General features: G+C 64.4%; 16 protein-coding genes and 2 pseudogenes. 11 read left to right on the top strand and 7 right to left on the bottom strand.

Going from position 1 to position 16,284, the window contains the following annotated elements; genetic code table 11:
• Positions 1–151, top strand: a pseudogene (locus tag CH291_RS27130) (acyl-ACP desaturase); the annotation flags it as partial.
• Positions 152–172: 21 nt separating this feature from the next.
• Here the strand turns inward: CH291_RS27130 and CH291_RS08175 are convergent.
• The 4 genes from CH291_RS08175 to CH291_RS08160 form a co-directional block, all read right to left on the bottom strand.
• On the bottom strand, positions 173–865 hold the full coding sequence (locus tag CH291_RS08175) for a response regulator (RefSeq protein ID WP_068048841.1): 693 nt from the start codon (positions 863–865) through the stop codon (positions 173–175).
• Between the two features lie 7 nt (positions 866–872).
• Positions 873–2,537: a sensor histidine kinase gene (locus tag CH291_RS08170; protein WP_373455115.1), complete on the bottom strand. Its 1,665-nt coding sequence runs from the start codon at positions 2,535–2,537 to the stop codon at positions 873–875.
• Positions 2,538–2,584: 47 nt separating this feature from the next.
• A complete protein-coding gene (locus CH291_RS08165) occupies positions 2,585–3,970 on the bottom strand; it encodes a GntP family permease (RefSeq protein WP_094640452.1) in 1,386 nt (461 codons plus the stop codon).
• A gap of 90 nt (positions 3,971–4,060) precedes the next feature.
• A complete protein-coding gene (locus CH291_RS08160) occupies positions 4,061–5,074 on the bottom strand; it encodes a Bug family tripartite tricarboxylate transporter substrate binding protein (protein WP_256980767.1) in 1,014 nt (337 codons plus the stop codon).
• Positions 5,075–5,183: 109 nt separating this feature from the next.
• On the opposite strand from CH291_RS08160, the gene CH291_RS08155 reads away from it, so the two are divergent.
• Complete coding sequence (locus CH291_RS08155; RefSeq protein WP_094640494.1) at positions 5,184–5,888, top strand: M50 family metallopeptidase; 705 nt, start codon at positions 5,184–5,186, stop codon at positions 5,886–5,888.
• 25 nt (positions 5,889–5,913) lie between these two features.
• Here CH291_RS08155 and CH291_RS08150 read toward each other — a convergent pair whose 3' ends face one another.
• Positions 5,914–6,384: a YdeI/OmpD-associated family protein gene (locus tag CH291_RS08150; RefSeq protein ID WP_068048844.1), complete on the bottom strand. Its 471-nt coding sequence runs from the start codon at positions 6,382–6,384 to the stop codon at positions 5,914–5,916.
• A 130-nt stretch (positions 6,385–6,514) separates the two neighbouring features.
• On the opposite strand from CH291_RS08150, the gene CH291_RS08145 reads away from it, so the two are divergent.
• Both CH291_RS08145 and CH291_RS08140 read left to right on the top strand, forming a co-directional pair.
• Positions 6,515–7,477, top strand: coding sequence for an SMI1/KNR4 family protein (locus CH291_RS08145; protein WP_094687125.1), 963 nt, complete (start codon positions 6,515–6,517; stop codon positions 7,475–7,477).
• Between the two features lie 40 nt (positions 7,478–7,517).
• On the top strand, positions 7,518–8,126 hold the full coding sequence (locus tag CH291_RS08140; protein ID WP_094687124.1) for a YdeI/OmpD-associated family protein: 609 nt from the start codon (positions 7,518–7,520) through the stop codon (positions 8,124–8,126).
• Positions 8,127–8,133: 7 nt separating this feature from the next.
• Here the strand turns inward: CH291_RS08140 and CH291_RS08135 are convergent, their stop codons facing one another.
• The gene (locus CH291_RS08135) at positions 8,134–8,712 is read right to left on the bottom strand and encodes a TetR/AcrR family transcriptional regulator (protein WP_094687123.1); all 579 of its coding nucleotides are present in this window, start codon (positions 8,710–8,712) and stop codon (positions 8,134–8,136) included.
• A 56-nt stretch (positions 8,713–8,768) separates the two neighbouring features.
• Here CH291_RS08135 and heR point away from each other — a divergent pair, with 56 nt between their 5' ends.
• Both heR and CH291_RS08125 read left to right on the top strand, forming a co-directional pair.
• On the top strand, positions 8,769–9,551 hold the full coding sequence (gene heR, locus CH291_RS08130; RefSeq protein WP_094687122.1) for a heliorhodopsin HeR: 783 nt from the start codon (positions 8,769–8,771) through the stop codon (positions 9,549–9,551).
• Positions 9,548–10,333 carry an SDR family oxidoreductase gene (locus tag CH291_RS08125; protein WP_094687121.1) on the top strand — a complete coding sequence of 262 codons (786 nt, stop codon included), beginning with the start codon at positions 9,548–9,550 and terminating at the stop codon, positions 10,331–10,333. Before heR ends, CH291_RS08125 begins: the two co-directional genes overlap by 4 nt.
• Here the strand turns inward: CH291_RS08125 and CH291_RS08120 are convergent.
• Positions 10,330–11,733: a GntP family permease gene (locus CH291_RS08120; protein WP_094640457.1), complete on the bottom strand. Its 1,404-nt coding sequence runs from the start codon at positions 11,731–11,733 to the stop codon at positions 10,330–10,332. The genes CH291_RS08125 and CH291_RS08120 overlap by 4 nt on opposite strands.
• Before the next feature lie 116 nt (positions 11,734–11,849).
• Here CH291_RS08120 and CH291_RS08115 point away from each other — a divergent pair, with 116 nt between their 5' ends.
• The 5 genes and pseudogenes from CH291_RS08115 to fabG all read left to right on the top strand — a co-directional run bounded on the left by CH291_RS08115 (position 11,850) and on the right by fabG (position 16,237).
• Complete coding sequence (locus CH291_RS08115) at positions 11,850–12,815, top strand: lysophospholipid acyltransferase family protein (protein ID WP_094687120.1); 966 nt, start codon at positions 11,850–11,852, stop codon at positions 12,813–12,815.
• 96 nt (positions 12,816–12,911) lie between these two features.
• Positions 12,912–13,907 (top strand): annotated as a pseudogene (locus tag CH291_RS08110) (ATP-binding cassette domain-containing protein).
• The gene (locus CH291_RS08105) at positions 13,904–14,659 is read left to right on the top strand and encodes an ABC transporter permease (RefSeq protein ID WP_094687119.1); all 756 of its coding nucleotides are present in this window, start codon (positions 13,904–13,906) and stop codon (positions 14,657–14,659) included. Before CH291_RS08110 ends, CH291_RS08105 begins: the two are co-directional and overlap by 4 nt.
• A gap of 15 nt (positions 14,660–14,674) precedes the next feature.
• Positions 14,675–15,412, top strand: coding sequence for a lysophospholipid acyltransferase family protein (locus CH291_RS08100; RefSeq protein WP_068048876.1), 738 nt, complete (start codon positions 14,675–14,677; stop codon positions 15,410–15,412).
• A gap of 66 nt (positions 15,413–15,478) precedes the next feature.
• Positions 15,479–16,237, top strand: coding sequence for a 3-oxoacyl-ACP reductase FabG (gene fabG, locus CH291_RS08095; RefSeq protein ID WP_068048880.1), 759 nt, complete (start codon positions 15,479–15,481; stop codon positions 16,235–16,237).
• Positions 16,238–16,284: the final 47 nt, after the last annotated feature.

Below are 16,284 nucleotides of genomic sequence, written 5' to 3'. Positions count from 1 at the left end.
GCGCAACGACTTCACCGCACGCGGTGAGAACAAGCGCGAAGAACTCGCCGCATTCCTCGAAGACCTCGAGCGGCAGGCCACCAAGTTCGAGGAGATGCGTGATCGGTCCCTCGCCCGCGAACGCGCGAAGGCCGAAGCACGCGCGTCCTAGTGCCTGCGGCGAAGCCGCTGTTCAGGTCGAGTCGGTTGCTCGGTATCGGTGTACCGGCCTTCCGGCGCGGCCGTATTCGAGTCGGACCGTGAGGACCCCCGTAGAGGCATAGTGCTCCAGGTATCGCCGCGCGCTCACCCGCGAGAGACCGGCGAGGTCTGCGCATTCACTGGCCGATACCTCGCCGCCCTCGCGAACTGTCCGTAGCACGAGCGACCCGGTTTCCTGGCTCAGCCCCTTCGGCAGGCTCGGGCCCGCGGACGGACTCGGTGCCCCGAACAGCGAGTCGATCACCGACTGGTTCATGCCTTTCGAGCTCGACAGCGCACGAGCTCGTCGGCGGAAGTTTCCTAGTTTTTCCAGTAGCTGTGGGTACTCGAACGGCTTCACCAGATAGTCGGCGGCTCCACCGTGCAGCGCACGGCGCACGGTGTCCAGCTCTCGGGCTGCGGTGACGACGACGACTGCCACGCCGTTACCTTCGCTGCGCAGACGTTGCAGCGCGTCGAGTCCCGAGCGGTCCGGGAGGTGGACGTCGAGAAGCACCAGATCGGGTGCAAGCGTGCGGACTGCAGCGACCGCATCTGCCGCGGTGTGAACCACGCCGACGGTGCGAAAACCAGGGGTGGCATCGACGAATCGTCGGTGTATGTCTGCAACCATGAAATCGTCGTCGACGACGAGGACCTCGTAGGTGCGGTCCGATTCACTCATCTGTCCGTCACTTCCGACGCCTGCCACGCGCGTTCCCGTGTCGCGGTGATTCGTGGTCGTACGGAATACGCACGGTGAATCGTGCACCGCCGGTTCCCGGAGCATCGTCGACCTCGGCGGTGCCACCATGCTGGGTGCTGACGATCCGGACGAGCGCGAGTCCGATGCCTCGCCCTCCGGGTGTCTCCGTCTTCGATGTGACGCCGCGCGAGAAGATTTCGGCGCGCATGCTGTCGGGAACACCTGGTCCGGAATCGGCGACCTGCATCTCGATGCCGTCGGAATCATCGATGTCGACCACGACGCGGGCACCCGTGCTTCCGGTCGACGCATCCACGGCGTTGTCGATCAGGTTGCCGAGCACGGTGATGATGTCGGTGGCGAGCATGGGATCCAAGGTCTGCAGCCGAGAGGTCGGATTCAGTTCCAGCGCAACACCGGTCTCGGCAGCCAACGATGTCTTCGCGATCAACAATGCCGCGACGGCCGGGTCGGAGATACTTCGGGTGACGGCGTCACTGATTTCTGCTCGACGGCGTGTCAGTGCACCGACGAAGTCCGTCACTGCGTCGTGGTCGCCGAGTTGAGTCAGACCCGAAATGGTGTGCAACTGGTTGGCGAATTCATGAGTCTGCGCACGCAATGTGTCGGTGACCGACTTGTGGGAGGACAGCTGACTCTGCAGCCGAGCCAGCTCGGTGCTGTCACGCATGGTGGTGACCGTACCGATACGTCGGCCCCTGCTCGAGGCCGACCGCCGACTGAGCACCAGCATTCTCGTCGCCGTCGGGAGCACCACATCGCCGCTGTCCTGAGCGTCGATCAGGTACCGGCGGACAACTGGATCCAAGGGAACCTCGTGAATACTGTGGCCGATCACCGTGGCTGCACCGGACGCATGCTCGGTCAGGCCGAGGAGTTCGGAGGCGCTGTCGTTGAGGACCGTGATCACACCCTCCGTGTTGACTGCAATCACACCCTCACCGATGCTGTGCAGCAACGCTTCTCGATGATCAGCGAGACTGGCGATCTCCTCGACCTCCAGCCCGCGTGTGTGGGTCTTGATACGTCGAGAGAGCAGCAAGGAACCGATGAGCCCGAGGACTGCTCCGAGTCCGAGATACAACAGCAGCGGTGCCCCGGCATCGGCGACGAGGCGCCAGGTGGACGGGTACGTCGAGCTGACGGCAACAACGGCCAGAACCTCGCCTGTCGGCGCGAGAACCGGGACGTGACCCGAGATCGATTCTTGTCCGTCGACCCGGACATCGCCGGTCCAGGCCCGTCCGTCCTCGGCATCACTCGCACCGAGTTCCCCGGCGATCCCGACGCGATCCGGAACGGAGGAAGCGACGATCACGGATCTGCCCACGTCGGTCGCGTCCAACACGACGACGTCGGCGACGGATGCCCCGGACAGGTCGACGGCCCGGTCCACCTCCGGTGCCAAGACCTTGTCTGCTTCGACGGATGCAACCTGTTCGCGGACAACAGGAGTCGAGGCGAGGTTCTCGGCAACGGCGAGGAGGCGTCCGCCCTGGGTGTCGCGGAATTCCACACCGGCCTGGTGCACCGAGACGCCTGCTACCGCGACCAGGACCACGGCGACGACGACCAGCTGCAACAGCAGAACCTGGCCTGCCAGGCTGCGCGGTGCCGGTCGTCGTCGCATGTGCCTCATGATGCCTGCAACCCCCTCCGACCGTGTCGAGTACGGAGTCAGATCGACGCCAGGACGTACACGACCGACGACAAGGCGAACCCGACGAGCGAGATCAGGGTCTTGATGACACTCCACGTCTTGAACGTCGTCGGGACGTCCATACCCAGAAGCTTGCCGATGAGCCAGAAGCTGGCGTCGTTGACGTGGGGGAAGATCGACGACCCTGCAGCGAGGGCGAGGATCATCGCGACCGTCTGCACCGGATTCAGCCCCGCTGCCATGATCGAAGCACCGAGGAGCCCGGCCGACGTGGTGATGGCCACGGTGGCAGTGCCGAGGGCGATGCGCAGGATGGCTGCGACGGCGAAGGTGGAGACGATGAGCGGAAGACCCAGGTCGCGAAGCGTCTCGGCGAGGGCGTCACCGATGCCGCTGGCGAGCAACACCGCGCCGAACATCCCGCCGGCCCCGGTGATGAGTACGACGGGAGCGATCGGCTTGAGCGCGTTGTCGAGCAGATCCTCCACGAATGTGGCCGTGCGGCCGCGACGAAGTGCGAGCACATAGATCGAGACCATGACCGTGATGAGCAGGGCGACGGGAGTGGATCCGATGACCTGCGGGACGGTGACCAGCGGCGAGTTCTCGTCGAGGCTGCCGGTTCTGGCCGCTGTTGTGAGCGCCGTGTTGGCGAAGATGAGCAGCAGCGGGAGCATGAGCAGCGCGATGATCACACCCGGCTTGGGAGGGTTCTCCACCGTCTCCACCTGCGGGCCACCGCTCAGCAGATCCGGCACCGGGAGATAGATCCGCTTGCCGATGAAGGTGCCGTACAGATGCCCGGCGATGAACCAGGTGGGCACTGCCACGAGGATGCCGATCAGGATCGTCAGTCCGACGTCGCCGCCCAACAGGATGGTCGATGCGACGGCACCTGGGTGCGGCGGCAGAAACACGTGCATGGTCGACAGTGCCGCTGCAGCGGGCAGGGCGTACAGCAGGACGCTTCCGCCGAGCCGCCGAGCCACGCCGAAGATGATGGGGAGCATCACCATGAAAGCGGCGTCGAAGAAGATCGGGAACCCGAACAGCAGCGACGCGACTCCCAGCGCGAACGGGGCGCGCTTGTCGCCGAACTTTCGGACGAGCGCACTGGACAGCGCCTGTGCTCCGCCGCTGATCTCGGCGAGCCGGCCGAACATGGCACCCAATCCCACGAGAAGTGCAACTTCACCGAGGGTGGTACCGAATCCGTCGATCAGTACGTCCTGGATCTCCGAGATCGGAATGCGCGCAGCGAAAGCCGTTCCGAGAGAGACGATCACAAGTGCCAGAAGCGGATGTACCTTCAGCTTGATGATCATCAGCAGTAGTACCGCGATGGCGATGCCGGCGATCGACAGCAGCGCCGTTGTGGAAAGGGTTTGGACCCAGTCGTCCACGAGATGTCCTTCCGTGATTCGATCAGCGCACGGCGAAGCCTCGCAGTGCACTGTTGGACGCCGACCTCGATCGGCAGTTCGGGGTGGTTGTTACCGGGTGATGCCGAATTCGGCCAAGGTGGTTCTTACTCGAATATCTTCTGCCGCAATGAATTCCGAGAAATCATCCCCAGTGAGGAACGAGTCGGTCCATCCGCGCAGAGGCATCGCGGCCTGCCATTCGTCCGTGTCGCGCATACGGGTCAGCGCGTCGACCAAGCCGTTCCGGGCCGAGTCCGAAATGCCGGGTGGAGCTACGAATCCGCGCCAATTGGTGAATTCGAGCGGGATACCGGACTCGGTGAGTGTCGGGGCGTCGTACGCGGCGGTGACACCGCGGGACCGTGCGTCCGGTGCCTTCGATACTGCGAGGATGCGAAGCGAACCACTGTCGACTTGATCGATGTACTCACCCGCTCCTGCCACGCCCACGTCCACAGTGCCGTCGAGTACTGCCGCGAGGAGATCGCCGGCACCGTCGAACGTCACCAGGTTCAGGGCCTCGGTGTCGATGTCGGCTGCACGGGCCAACTCCACGGTGAACAGGTGATCGGGCCCGCCCAACGCAGAGCCCACGCCGACGACCACCTGCTGCGGTCCGCGACGCCAGGCGTCGAGGAAGCCATTCAACGACGGCATCGGAGAGCCCGATCGAACGACGAGAGCTTCCGGTTCGTCCACCAGCCGTGCAAGTGCGGTGGCGTCCGACAGTCCCCAAGGTGCCTCGGCCACCTGCGCGACTCCGACAACACCCACCCCGACCATGCCGATCAACGCACTGTTGCCTGCCTCACGAACGAGCCTGGCCAGCGCGACGGAACCGCCACCGCCGATGACGTTGAACTTCTCGATGGGCCCGGTCAGGCCGTGCTTCTCGAGAATGCGCGACGCGGTTCTGGCAGTCACGTCGTAACCGCCGCCCGGAGTGTTGGGGATGAGCATCCGTAGATCCGACGGAGTCGTCGACCGACCGAAACCGGTACAACCGGCCGAGAATGCCATCGGCAACGTCGCCAGACACGCCAGCGCGCGCCGTCGCGTCATCGAGCTCGGTGGATTCGTCATCGTGCGTTCATCTTGACCCACGGCCGTGACCGCCGTCACCCATAGGTAACCAATGATCACAAAGTTCTTTGTGGTCCTGCGGTGCTTCGGCGTTGCCGCATACTGGGGTGTGAACGAATTCTGGGACCGCATTTCCGCGGTGAGTCCTGATCCGCCGGTGTGGATCGTCCAAGTTGCCGCGCTGGCCGCTCTTGTCATCGTGGTACTGCCGCAGACCTGGCGCATCGCCCGCAACGTCGTGACCATCGCGCACGAGGGTGCGCACCTGTTCGTTGCGCTGATCACCGGCCGACAGCTGATGGGCCTGCGACTGCACTCCGACACCTCGGGCGTCGCTATCTCGAAGGGCAAGCCCACCGGCCTCGGCGTCATCGCGATGACCTTCGCCGGCTACGTGGGGCCGTCGCTGCTCGGTCTCGGCGCCGCGTTCGTGCTCGGAACCCAGCATGCAGTCGCGGTGTTGTGGATCGGCGTCGTGTCGATTGCGTTGATGCTGTTGATGATTCGCAACATCTACGGGCTGCTCTCACTCGTCGTCGTCGGCGCTGCCCTGTTCGTCGTGTCCTGGTGGGGCACCGGAGAGCAACAGGTCGCGGCGGCGTACTTCATCACGTTCTTCCTGCTGATCGCCGGTCCGCGTCCCGTTCTCGAACTGCAGAAATCACGCAGCGCAGGACGGGCCAGGGACTCCGACGCCGATCAGCTGGCTCGGTTGACCTTCCTCCCCGGCATCGTCTGGGTCGGCCTGTTCCTGCTCGTCACCGTCGGCTCACTGGCGTTGGGGGCGTGGCGAATTCTGATGCCGGTGCAGTGACGGGAAGCCGGGTGGTCCTACCGGTCTACGAATTGTCGGTCAACATCCTCACCAGTCGGGCCACCCGATCTGCGCGGGTCTGCTCGCGCGCCGCGTTGTCGATCGGCATCAACAATTGGCGCCGTTCGCTCGCGCGCTTGCGCTCCCAGGCCGCTGTGCACTGTGCGTTCTCCATCGCCTCCTCGAGGTCTTTCGGAACCGGCACCAGATCGGGGTCGGCCGGCTCGAACTCGCACGACAACAGATCACCGATGTGGACGCCCAATCGGCGCTGAAGGCCCGCACCGACATAGACGAAGGACCCGGGCATCACATCTGCATCAGCCTTGTTCAGTCCCAAGTTGAGGCTGAGGCCGTCGATCGAACCGTCGATCCGGCGCGTCGGCCATCGCTTCGCAGCCTCGACCAATTCTGCCGGGACTCGGACGATGGCATACGTGTTCTTGCCCCACGTCAACGGTTCGAGCACTCCGTCGAATCGAATGCGATCACTCACGATTACCTCGCATCGTAGACACACCGCTGAGGGAAAATTCGCCCACGATCGCAGCATAAACGAACGATCTTTGCGGAACGGAGACTCGCATCGAACCCCCACGCAGATCGAGACCCGTTAGGTTCGAGTCGTGAACCTCACCGAAGTATGGGCGGCATACTTGGCAACGCTCCGTGACCGTGCGCCCGTCACCGCCGCCTCGATTCGACCCCCACGGACATCGGATGAGCGAGAGTCTGCGGAACGTGCGACGACCCCGTGGACGGACGAGTTGCGCGAGTTCTACGGACTGCACGACGGGCAGCACGAAACCTACGGCGAGGAGTACGTGCCGGTCGGCTCCGTGCTGCCGGACTTCACTCTCTGCTCGCTCGACCGAGCTGTGGATCGGCACCGGTTCAGTCTCGAAAATCTGCATCCGATCGACGATCTGGGTGAGGACTGGCCGGCCGAAGTGCTTGCTCAGGAGGCAGGTGAGACGGCCGAGATGTTCGTCCCGGCATATGTTCCGATCGGCGAAGACGGTTCAGGCAGCACACTTTACGTCGACACGCGCCCGGGTGCTCGGCAAGGCTGTATCCGCAGTTTCTCGTACGATTCCGCAGACCAAGGCGCGCCCTGGTTCGACTCCCTGACCGAGTACATCGCAGCGGTGCACCGCAGCGTCGAGACCGGATCGGCGATCTACGACGACGTGACGCCCACGTTCGTGGAGGGCGTGCTCCATTGGCGTGACCCCGCGCTATCGGAGGGATCGATGGCATACGCGGCTACTCTGCCAGTCGTGCGAGTGCCATTCCCGCTCATCGATTTTCGCCCATCGCAGCTCTCGGCCGACGACGACCTGATCGATCTCGACAATGTCCGCCGCATCGTCATCGAGACTGCTCGGAGGCTGCATCCGTCGGCCGTTGTGGAGGACGCCCGAGCGTTATATCGGCAGGTGCCGCGTGTGCGCGGTGCCAACATGAACTGGTGGGTGTCGATGGATGGATCGGAGGTGGTCTACACCGCGATCGTCACCGGAGAAGATCACGACGTCATCGTCCTGGAGCTTCCATCCGGGGGATGCGTCTTCGAAGTGGACGAGTGAGTCGAGCGTTGGACTGGTCCCGACGAACGAAGGGATACGCATGGCCGTCATGGACGACGCACCGAGAGTGCATGCCCAGACACGTGCGCAGTGGCGGACGTGGCTGTCCGCCCATCACGGAACTGCGGAATCGGCGTGGCTGGTGTCGTGGAAGAAGGCCACTGGAAAACCGGCGATCAGCTACGACGACGCCGTCGCGGAAGCGCTCGCGGTGGGGTGGGTGGACAGTCGACCCCGCAAGCTGGACGACGAGCGAACCATGTTGTATTTCTCGCCCCGCAAACCCACGAGCGCGTGGTCCCGTCCGAACAAGATCCGTATCGAGGCCCTCCGTGAAGCAGGCCTGATGCTTCCCGCAGGGGAGCGGGCCGTCGAGGCTGCCGTGGCCAACGGAGCATGGACCGTTCTCGACGAGGTCGAGGATCTGATCGTTCCCGAGGACCTGGCCGCCGCCTTCGCCGAACACGTTGATGCGGAGAGCAATTGGAGCCAGTTTCCGCCGTCCGCGCGTCGCGGGATTCTGGAGTGGATCGTGACCGCCAAGCGGCCCGAGACCCGAGCCTCTCGAGTGCACGAGACGGCTCGGCTCGCTTCGATCGGCGAGCGCGCAGCTCGATGGCAACCCAGGCGGGACCGACAGCCGGGGTAACCGGCCGTCACGAGCGAAGCGATCCTCGAAAGATGATGTCCAGCAATCGGCGTCGCGCCTCGGTAGGCGATAGCTGTTCCTGCAGCACGTGAGAGGTCATCGAGGTGATCCCCGCGATGACAAGCCCGGCCAGCATCTCGACGTCCACATCGGCCCGAAGACGTCCTTGCCTGCCCAGAACCGACAGCAGCCCGTGTACATCTGCGCGGAACCGTTCGATGTGTCCGGTGACGGCCTGCGGCGGCGATCCCAGTGCGGCCGTCGTGAGCAGGGCCCTCGTCTGAGATTCGACGAAATAGTTCAACTGCAGGTCGATGTAGTCACCCAGCACCGTCATCGGATCCGACCCTGCGCCCCGGTCCAACACGTCCTGAAGCCGCGCCTCGACGCGCACCACTTCCTGCTCGACCCAGGCTTCCAGAATCCGAGGCACGTCCGGAAAGTAGCTGTACAGAGTAGGTCGGGACACCTTCGCACGCGCGGCTACCGCGGACATCGTCATGCGCCCGGTCCCCTGCTGGCCGGCCAATTCGATCGCGGCGAGCATGATCCTTTGGCGAGCGGACAGCTCGTCGTCCGTCTTCACAGCGTTCTCCCCACCACTCCTTGTCAGCAGCCTTACAACCTGTAAGGCTAACGGTCATGGCACGCACTCCGCGCCCGGCCGTCGCGACCGAGCATCCTCTGTCTCCGGACAGGCTGAGGCGACTCCGCATCTGGAACCTCTCGCTGTCCGCGCTGCACGCTGTTCAGGCCATCGCGGTGCTCGTCATCGCATCCGACTTCGCCATCGATGTGACCACCGCCTACCCCGCGGGACCGCCGGGAACGGTGGTCCCGCAAGCGCAGGAAGCGTTCGCGGTTCCCATCGGTATCGCGGTCGCCGTCTTCCTCGCACTGGCGGCGGTGGATCACTTCGTCACCGGGGTTCCACTACGAAAGTCGTACGAACGCAACCTCTCTCGCGGTATCAACCCGTTTCGATGGCTCGAGTACAGCGTCAGCGCCACGATCATGGTGGTCCTCATCGCGCTGTATGCCGGCATCACGCAGATCAGCGCGCTGATCGCGATCGTGGGTGCCAACGTCGCGATGATCCTGTTCGGCTGGCTCCAGGAGCGCTTCAACCAACTTGGACAGCGACCGGACCTCACCGCGTTCTGGTTCGGCTGTGTCGCCGGTGCCGCACCCTGGGTAGCGATCACCGTGAACCTCGTCGGGGCTTCGGAGGTACCCGGGTTCGTCTACGGAATCTTCTTCTCGCTGTTCGTCTTCTTCATGAGCTTCGCGGCCAACCAATGGCTGCAGTACCGAAGGATCGGGCCGTGGAAGGACTACGCATTCGGCGAGTTCGTCTACCTCGTACTCAGCCTCGCCGCGAAATCTGCTCTGGCCTGGCAGATCGTTGCCGGGTCGCTCGCATGATCGGACGCGGAAGGTCACACCCGGGGTCCTTCGACGACGACGTGGTTCTCATCACCGGCGCGACGTCGGGCATCGGTGCCGGACTCGCCACCCGGTTCCACGCTCGTGGGGCCCACGTCGTCGTCACCGGTCGCGACAGCGTGCGCCTGAGTGCGATGGCCGCGGAGCACCCCGGCATGACGCCGATCGTCATGGACGTCTGCGACCCGGAATCCGTGGGCCGCGCGATAGCGGAGATCGCCGCGTCGATTCCGCATCTGACGACCCTGATCAACAATGCCGGAGTCCAACGCCCACTGGACTTCTCGGCGCAGGAGCAGCCGGCGAGTGCCGAGATCGCCGACGAGATCGCCACCAATTTCACCGGCCTCGTCAACGTCACCTCGGCAGCGCTGCCCCTCCTGCGCCGTGCTCCTCGCGCGAGGGTGGTGCACGTGGGCTCCGGCCTCGGCTTCGTTCCGCTGACCGGCGCTCCCGTGTACTCCGCGACCAAGGCAGCCGTGCATTCGTTCACCGTCAGTCTTCGGCATCAACTGCGCCGAACCACCGTTCAGGTCGTCGAACTCGTCCCGCCGGTAGTCGACACACCGTTGCACCGCAGCATGGACAACGCGCCGCCGATGGCGATGCCGTTGGAGAGGTTCCTCGACAAGACGATGGCCGGACTCGACAGTGGCCGCGACGAGATAGCCATCGGACTGGGCCGAGTGTCGATCCTCGGGTCGAGGCTTGCCCCTTCGATCTTGCTCGGACTCGTCAATCGAGGCAGTCCACCCCGCTAGAACACCACCCACAGCAGCGATGCCAGGGCGAAGATCGCCAGTCCCAGTGTCGTTTCCATGACGGTCCAGGTCTTGAGGGTCGTCTTCTCGTCCATGCCGAAGAAGCGGCTGACGAGCCAGAAGCCGGAGTCGTTGACGTGGGAGAGCACGGTGGCTCCGGCGGCCAGGGCGAACACCAACAGCGCGATCTTGAAGTTGCTCAGATCCAATTCGGCCACCTGCACCGAGATCAGTCCGGCGGTCGTGGTGAGAGCGACGGTGGCCGAACCCTGGGCGACGCGTAGCGCGGTGGCGATCAGGAAGGCCTGCAGCAGGATCGGCAGTCCGAGGCCGGACAGCGAGGAGGTGAGCGACTGCCCGATGCCGCTGGCCCGGAGCACGCCACCGAACATGCCGCCGGCACCGGTGATCAGGATGATCGAGCAGATGGGCCCGAGCGCCTGATCCATGTACTTGGCACCGTCGGCCACCGGGAAGCGTCCCGGCGCGAGGATGAACAGAGCCAGCAGCAGCGTGATGAGCAGCGCGATCGGTGTCTGACCGATGAGCGTCAGCGCTGCGGCCCAGGTCTCGTCTCCGGTCAGCACACCCGACGTGGTCAGTGTGTTGACGACGGTGTTGAGAGAGATCAACACCAGAGGCGTCAGCAGAATGAACAGCACCGCACCGAACTTCGGAGCCGGATCGCGCAGCGCGGCCATTTCCTTGTCGTGCTCCTCGGAGTTGGCAGCGCCGTCGGAGAAGAGATCTGCAGGCAAGGTGTGGAACCGCTTACCGAGCTGGGTACCGACGAGGTACGAGCCGACGAACCAGGAGACGACGGCAACGGGAACGCCGACGAGCAGTACCGATCCGATGTCGCCGCCGAGGAGTTCGGTGGCAGCGACCGGACCGGGGTGCGGGGGAACGATGGCGTGCATCGCGGCAAATGCGCCTGCGGTCGGGAGGGCATACAGCAGCACCGATCCGCCGAAACGTTTGGCGACGGTGAAGATGATCGGCAGGAAGACGACGAGGCCCGCGTCGAAGAAGATGGGGAAGCCGAAGATGAGTGCGGCGACACCGAGCGCCAGAGGTGCGCGTTTGGCCCCGAATCGGTTGATCAGGGTATCGGCCAATACCTGTGCACCACCGGTGATTTCGAGCAGTCTGCCGACCATCACGCCGAGGGCGACGAGCAGCGCCACCGAGCCGAGCGTGGAACTGAAGCCCGAGAGCAGGGCCGACGGCACGTCCGCCAGCGGGATTCCGGCCGCGACGGCGGTGACCGCGCTGACCAGGACCAGGGAGACGAAGGCGTGCAGTTTCACCTTCATGATGAGGAAAAGCAGGATTGCAACGGCTGCGGCGGCGATCAGCAGCAGAGCTGTCGTTCCGTATGCCGGTTCGATCGGATCCATCGGTATACCTCGTTCGCTCGGCTCGAATTCTGACCATAACGGACACTCGGGACGTCGCGCGGGGTTACGAGCGCTGGTTGTGAGTCGGCTTCGGACGGGTGGAGTACCGTGCGGGTATGAGTGATGGGGATCACGTACTGGGTGGGGACGGCTCCGAAGAACCGACGAAGGAGCAGCTGCGCGAGCAAGCGCAGCGGTACGCCGCGGCGGCGCGTCTGAAGATGAAAGAGCGTCGGGAGAAGTCGTCCGGGGGCCTCGGAGCGGTGGTTGCCGAACGCGCAGGCGGCTGGGACCTCGACGATCAGAACACCGTGGCGATGGACCGGCAGCAACGACTCTGGAACGGGGTGATGGACCGCTACTTCCGGATGGAGATCGACGGTTGGGAGACCATTCCGGAGTCGCCGGTGCTGGTGGTCGGCGTGCACTCGGGTGCGCCGTTCGTCTGGGACGCGTGGACCGTCGGCGCTCAGTGGTGGCGGCACTTCGGTGAGAGACGCATCCTGCACGGTACCGCGCACGATGCCTTGATGGCGTTCCCCTTGATCGGAAAGGTTTTTCGATCCATGGGGGTGCTTCCCGCGGCACCGGACTCGATGTCGACGGCGCTGGCCGAGGGCCGGGACGTCATCGTGTGGCCGGGCGGCGAGGTCGATTCGTTGCGGCCCTGGAGCAAACGGGACGAGGCGACCCTCGGTGGCCGAACCGGCTTCATCAAGCTCGCCATTCGGATGGGTGTGCCCATCGTGCCGGTGGCGACGGTGGGTGGGGCCGACGCGATGCCGGTGCTCATTCGCGGCGACAAGCTGTCGAAAGCGTTGAAGCTGGACAAGATTGCGCGGTTGAAGGTCTTTCCGATCGCGATCTCGCTGCCGTGGATCATTGCGCCCGCGGCGTTACCGCAGATTCCGTTGCCCGCGAAGATTCGCACTCGATTCATGCCGCCGGTCGAACTGGACCACGACCCGGCGCGGTGCGAGGACGAGGCGTACGTCGACGCCAAGTACAACGAGGTGCGCGCGAGCATTCAGTCCGGGATGGACGCCCTGGCCCGCAAACGGAAGTTCCCCGTCTTCGGTTGATCGACCGCCGCACTGGCATCGCGGACCGAAGCTGACCGCGATCGTTTCTACCGTCTCCGTCGTAGGGATTCACCGCTACGACGAGGGGCGTCACAGATGATCGAAACTTCGGGATTGACCAAGACTTTTCAGCAAGGCAAGAAGACCGTCGAGGCGGTACGCGGCATCGATCTGACGATCGGTGAGGGAGAGCTGGTGGCTCTGCTCGGCCCCAACGGGGCAGGCAAGTCGACCACTCTGCGGATGCTGACCACGTTGCTGGCACCGACGTCGGGATCGGCCCGCATCGCCGGATTCGACGTGGGCAAAGACCGGGATCGAGTCCGCCGCAGCCTGGGCTACGTGGGTCAGGGCAACGGTGCGGGCCACAATCAGCGCGTCCGGGACGAGCTGGTGGTGCAAGGGCAGTGCTACGGCATGACGCGTCGCCGATCAGGCAGTCGCGCAGACGAATTGATCGAGGCACTCGAACTCGGCGAGCTCGCGACTCGTACCGTGTCGACGCTGTCCGGCGGGTAGCGTCGACGACTCGACATCGCACTGGGTCTGGTGCATCGGCCGCCGTTGCTGTTTCTCGACGAACCGACCACCGGCATGGACCCGCAGAGCCGGGCGAACCTGTGGGACCACATTCTGCGGCTGAGGCGAGAGATGGGCACCACCATCGTGCTCACCACGCACTATCTCGACGAGGCCGATTCGATGGCCGAGCGGGTGATCGTCGTCGATCGCGGCACCGTCATCGCCGACGACACCGCCACCGCACTGAAATCGGAACTGGCAGGTGATCTGATCGTCCTCACCGTGTCCGACGCGTCGGCGTTGGTCCCGCTGCTCGACGGTGTGGCCGGTGTCAGGGACGTGACGGTGGCGGGTTCGCGACTGAACATCCGGGTCGAGCGCGCCGAGGTGGTGCTCCCGGATCTGATGCGGCTCAGCGACTCCCACGGCATCAGGGTGCTCACGGCGGATACGACGAGACCGACCCTCGACGATGTGTTCCTCGGCCTCACCGGCCGCAGTCTTCGTGAAACCGCCGCGGCGGGCAACGCATCCCTCGAAACCGCAGGCACGGCAAGGGAACTCCGATGAACGTACTGTCAGGAAGCGCTTTGGTGATGGGCCGTGAGCTGCGGCCGATGGTCCGCGATCCGTTCACCGTCATCTTCAGTCTCATCCAACCGTTGATCCTGCTCGCACTGTTCGGCCCACTGCTCACCGAGGTGCCCGGCCTCGGGGACGGAAGCGTCTGGGACTGGTTCGTTCCGGGGGTCCTCGCGATGATCACCATTTTTGGAACCTCCATGACGGGCTCGAATTTGTTGGCGGAGTTGCAGCAGGGGTCTCACGAACGGATGTCGGTGACCCCGTTGCCGCGATCGGCGCTGCTCGTCGGGCGCGCGTTCAAGGAGATGGTGCCGCTGGCTGCTCAGGCCGTCTTGATCATCCTGGTCGCGTTGCCACTCGGCCTGTCCGTGAATCCGATCGGTGCGGTCGTGGGCATCGTGCTGCTGGGCGTGTTCGGTGTCGGGCTCGGCGCGTTGTCCTACACGCTGGCTTTGGCTGTGCGCGGACAGGATTGGGTGTTCTGGTCGATACAGCAGACTCTGATGTTCCCACTGCTCATCCTGTCGGGCACGATGCTGCCGCTCACCACTGCCCCGGGATGGATGCAGTTCCTGGTGAACATCAACCCGCTCGGGTACCTGGTCGATGCCGAACGTGCACTGTTCGCGGGAGACTTCACGAGTTCGACGGTGACGGCCGGTGTTGTCGCGGCCGTGGCTACCGCTGCGGTCGGACTTACCGTCGGTATCCGGGCTATGGGTTCCTCGCGGGTGTGAGGCTAAGCTCGGCTCATGGATCGGCCTGCGGTAATTCTCGAAAACGATGTGACCGTGTACGACTTCTATCTGCGTCATCAGCAGAATCGTCAGGTCGCGAGGTTGGCTTATGCGACCCTGGCCAGGCGATTCCGCCCGAGGGTGTCGTATCCCGACGGTGCCCGTGAGGAGTTGCGTCGTCTCGTCTACGACAACACGCGTCTGCTCATCGCGGTCAATCATCTGACCGAGAACGATCCGTACACCCTCGCAGCGGCGGCATGGGCGTCGCCGCTGCGTCCGGTCATCGGTCGCACTCGGGTGCTGGCCAAGGACGAGCTGTTCCAGGAACCCAAGCAGCGCAAGCGAATCGACATGATGGGCGGTATCCCCGTCTTCCGCGGCAAGAATCACGGCATGCGGGCCGTCAGCGCCGCGGGCAACCGCATGATGGACGTCAGTGCCGAGCGGATGAAGCGAGGCGACGATCTGGCGGTGTTCCCCGAGGGAACCTGTAATCTCGAGGATCCGACGACGGTGCAGCACGTCGGCAGCGGCATCGGCCACATCGCGATGCGGGCGCGCAAACTCGGGGTCGAGCCGGTGCTGATCTGTATCGGTCTGAGCTACGGTCCCGGTGCGCCGAAGGTGAAGCAGGCCAGCGTCTACATCGACACGCCCATCACCGATTTGCCCGAGAAGCCGATCGACATCACCCGGGTGGTGGCAGAGGGAATGCAGAAGGCACTCGACGGAGCGGTGGCTGCGTACTGATCGCATTGTCGGTGTTGATAGAAACAGAGGACAGTTATCGAGTTCGGCGTCGTAAGGGAGATATTCGTGAGTGATCAGATCAAGACGGCCATTGTCACCGGTAGTGCGCGAGGAATCGGTGCTGCGGTAGCCAAGCGGCTGGCCAAGGACGGTTTCGGAGTTGCCGTGGTCGACCTCGACGAGGCCGCGTGCAGCGACACCGTCGGAGCGATTCAGTCGGCAGGCGGGCAGGCAGTGGCCATCGGTGCCAACGTTGCCGACGAGGAATCGGTGCAGACCGCCGTCGATCGCATTGCAAGCGAATTCGGTGCGCCGACCGTACTGATCAACAACGCGGGCATCACTCGCGACAACCTGCTGTTCAAGATGACGGTGCAGGACTGGGATTCCGTTCTCGGCGTACACCTGCGCGGATCGTTCCTGATGACCCGCGCGGTCCAGAAGCACATGATCGACGCCAAGTGGGGACGCATCGTCAACCTGTCGAGCACGTCTGCCCTCGGCAACCGCGGACAGGCCAACTACTCCGCAGCCAAGGCCGGCATGCAGGGCTTCACCAAGACCCTGGCCATCGAACTCGGCAAGTTCGGCGTCACCGCCAACGCCATCGCCCCGGGATTCATCGAGACGGAGATGACGGCAGCCACCGCAGAACGCGTCGGGATGCCGTTCGAGGACTTCAAAGCCGCTGCTGCGTCGCAGATTCCGGTCAATCGCGTCGGACATCCCGATGACATCGCGCACCTGGCGTCGTTCTTCGTCAGCGAGGGTGCGGGCTTCATCTCGGGTCAGGTCGTCTACGCCGCCGGTGGGCCGAAGGACTGACCTCTCCTGAACGCGTGAATGGACCATTCACCAGCCCAGACGGGTGT

Origin of the sequence: Rhodococcus sp. 14-1411-2a, from assembly GCF_002259485.1 — a bacterium.
Classification (GTDB): domain Bacteria; phylum Actinomycetota; class Actinomycetes; order Mycobacteriales; family Mycobacteriaceae; genus Rhodococcoides.
Note: the sequence above shows the minus strand (reverse complement) of the source record. Positions and strands in the feature narration are given on the sequence as shown.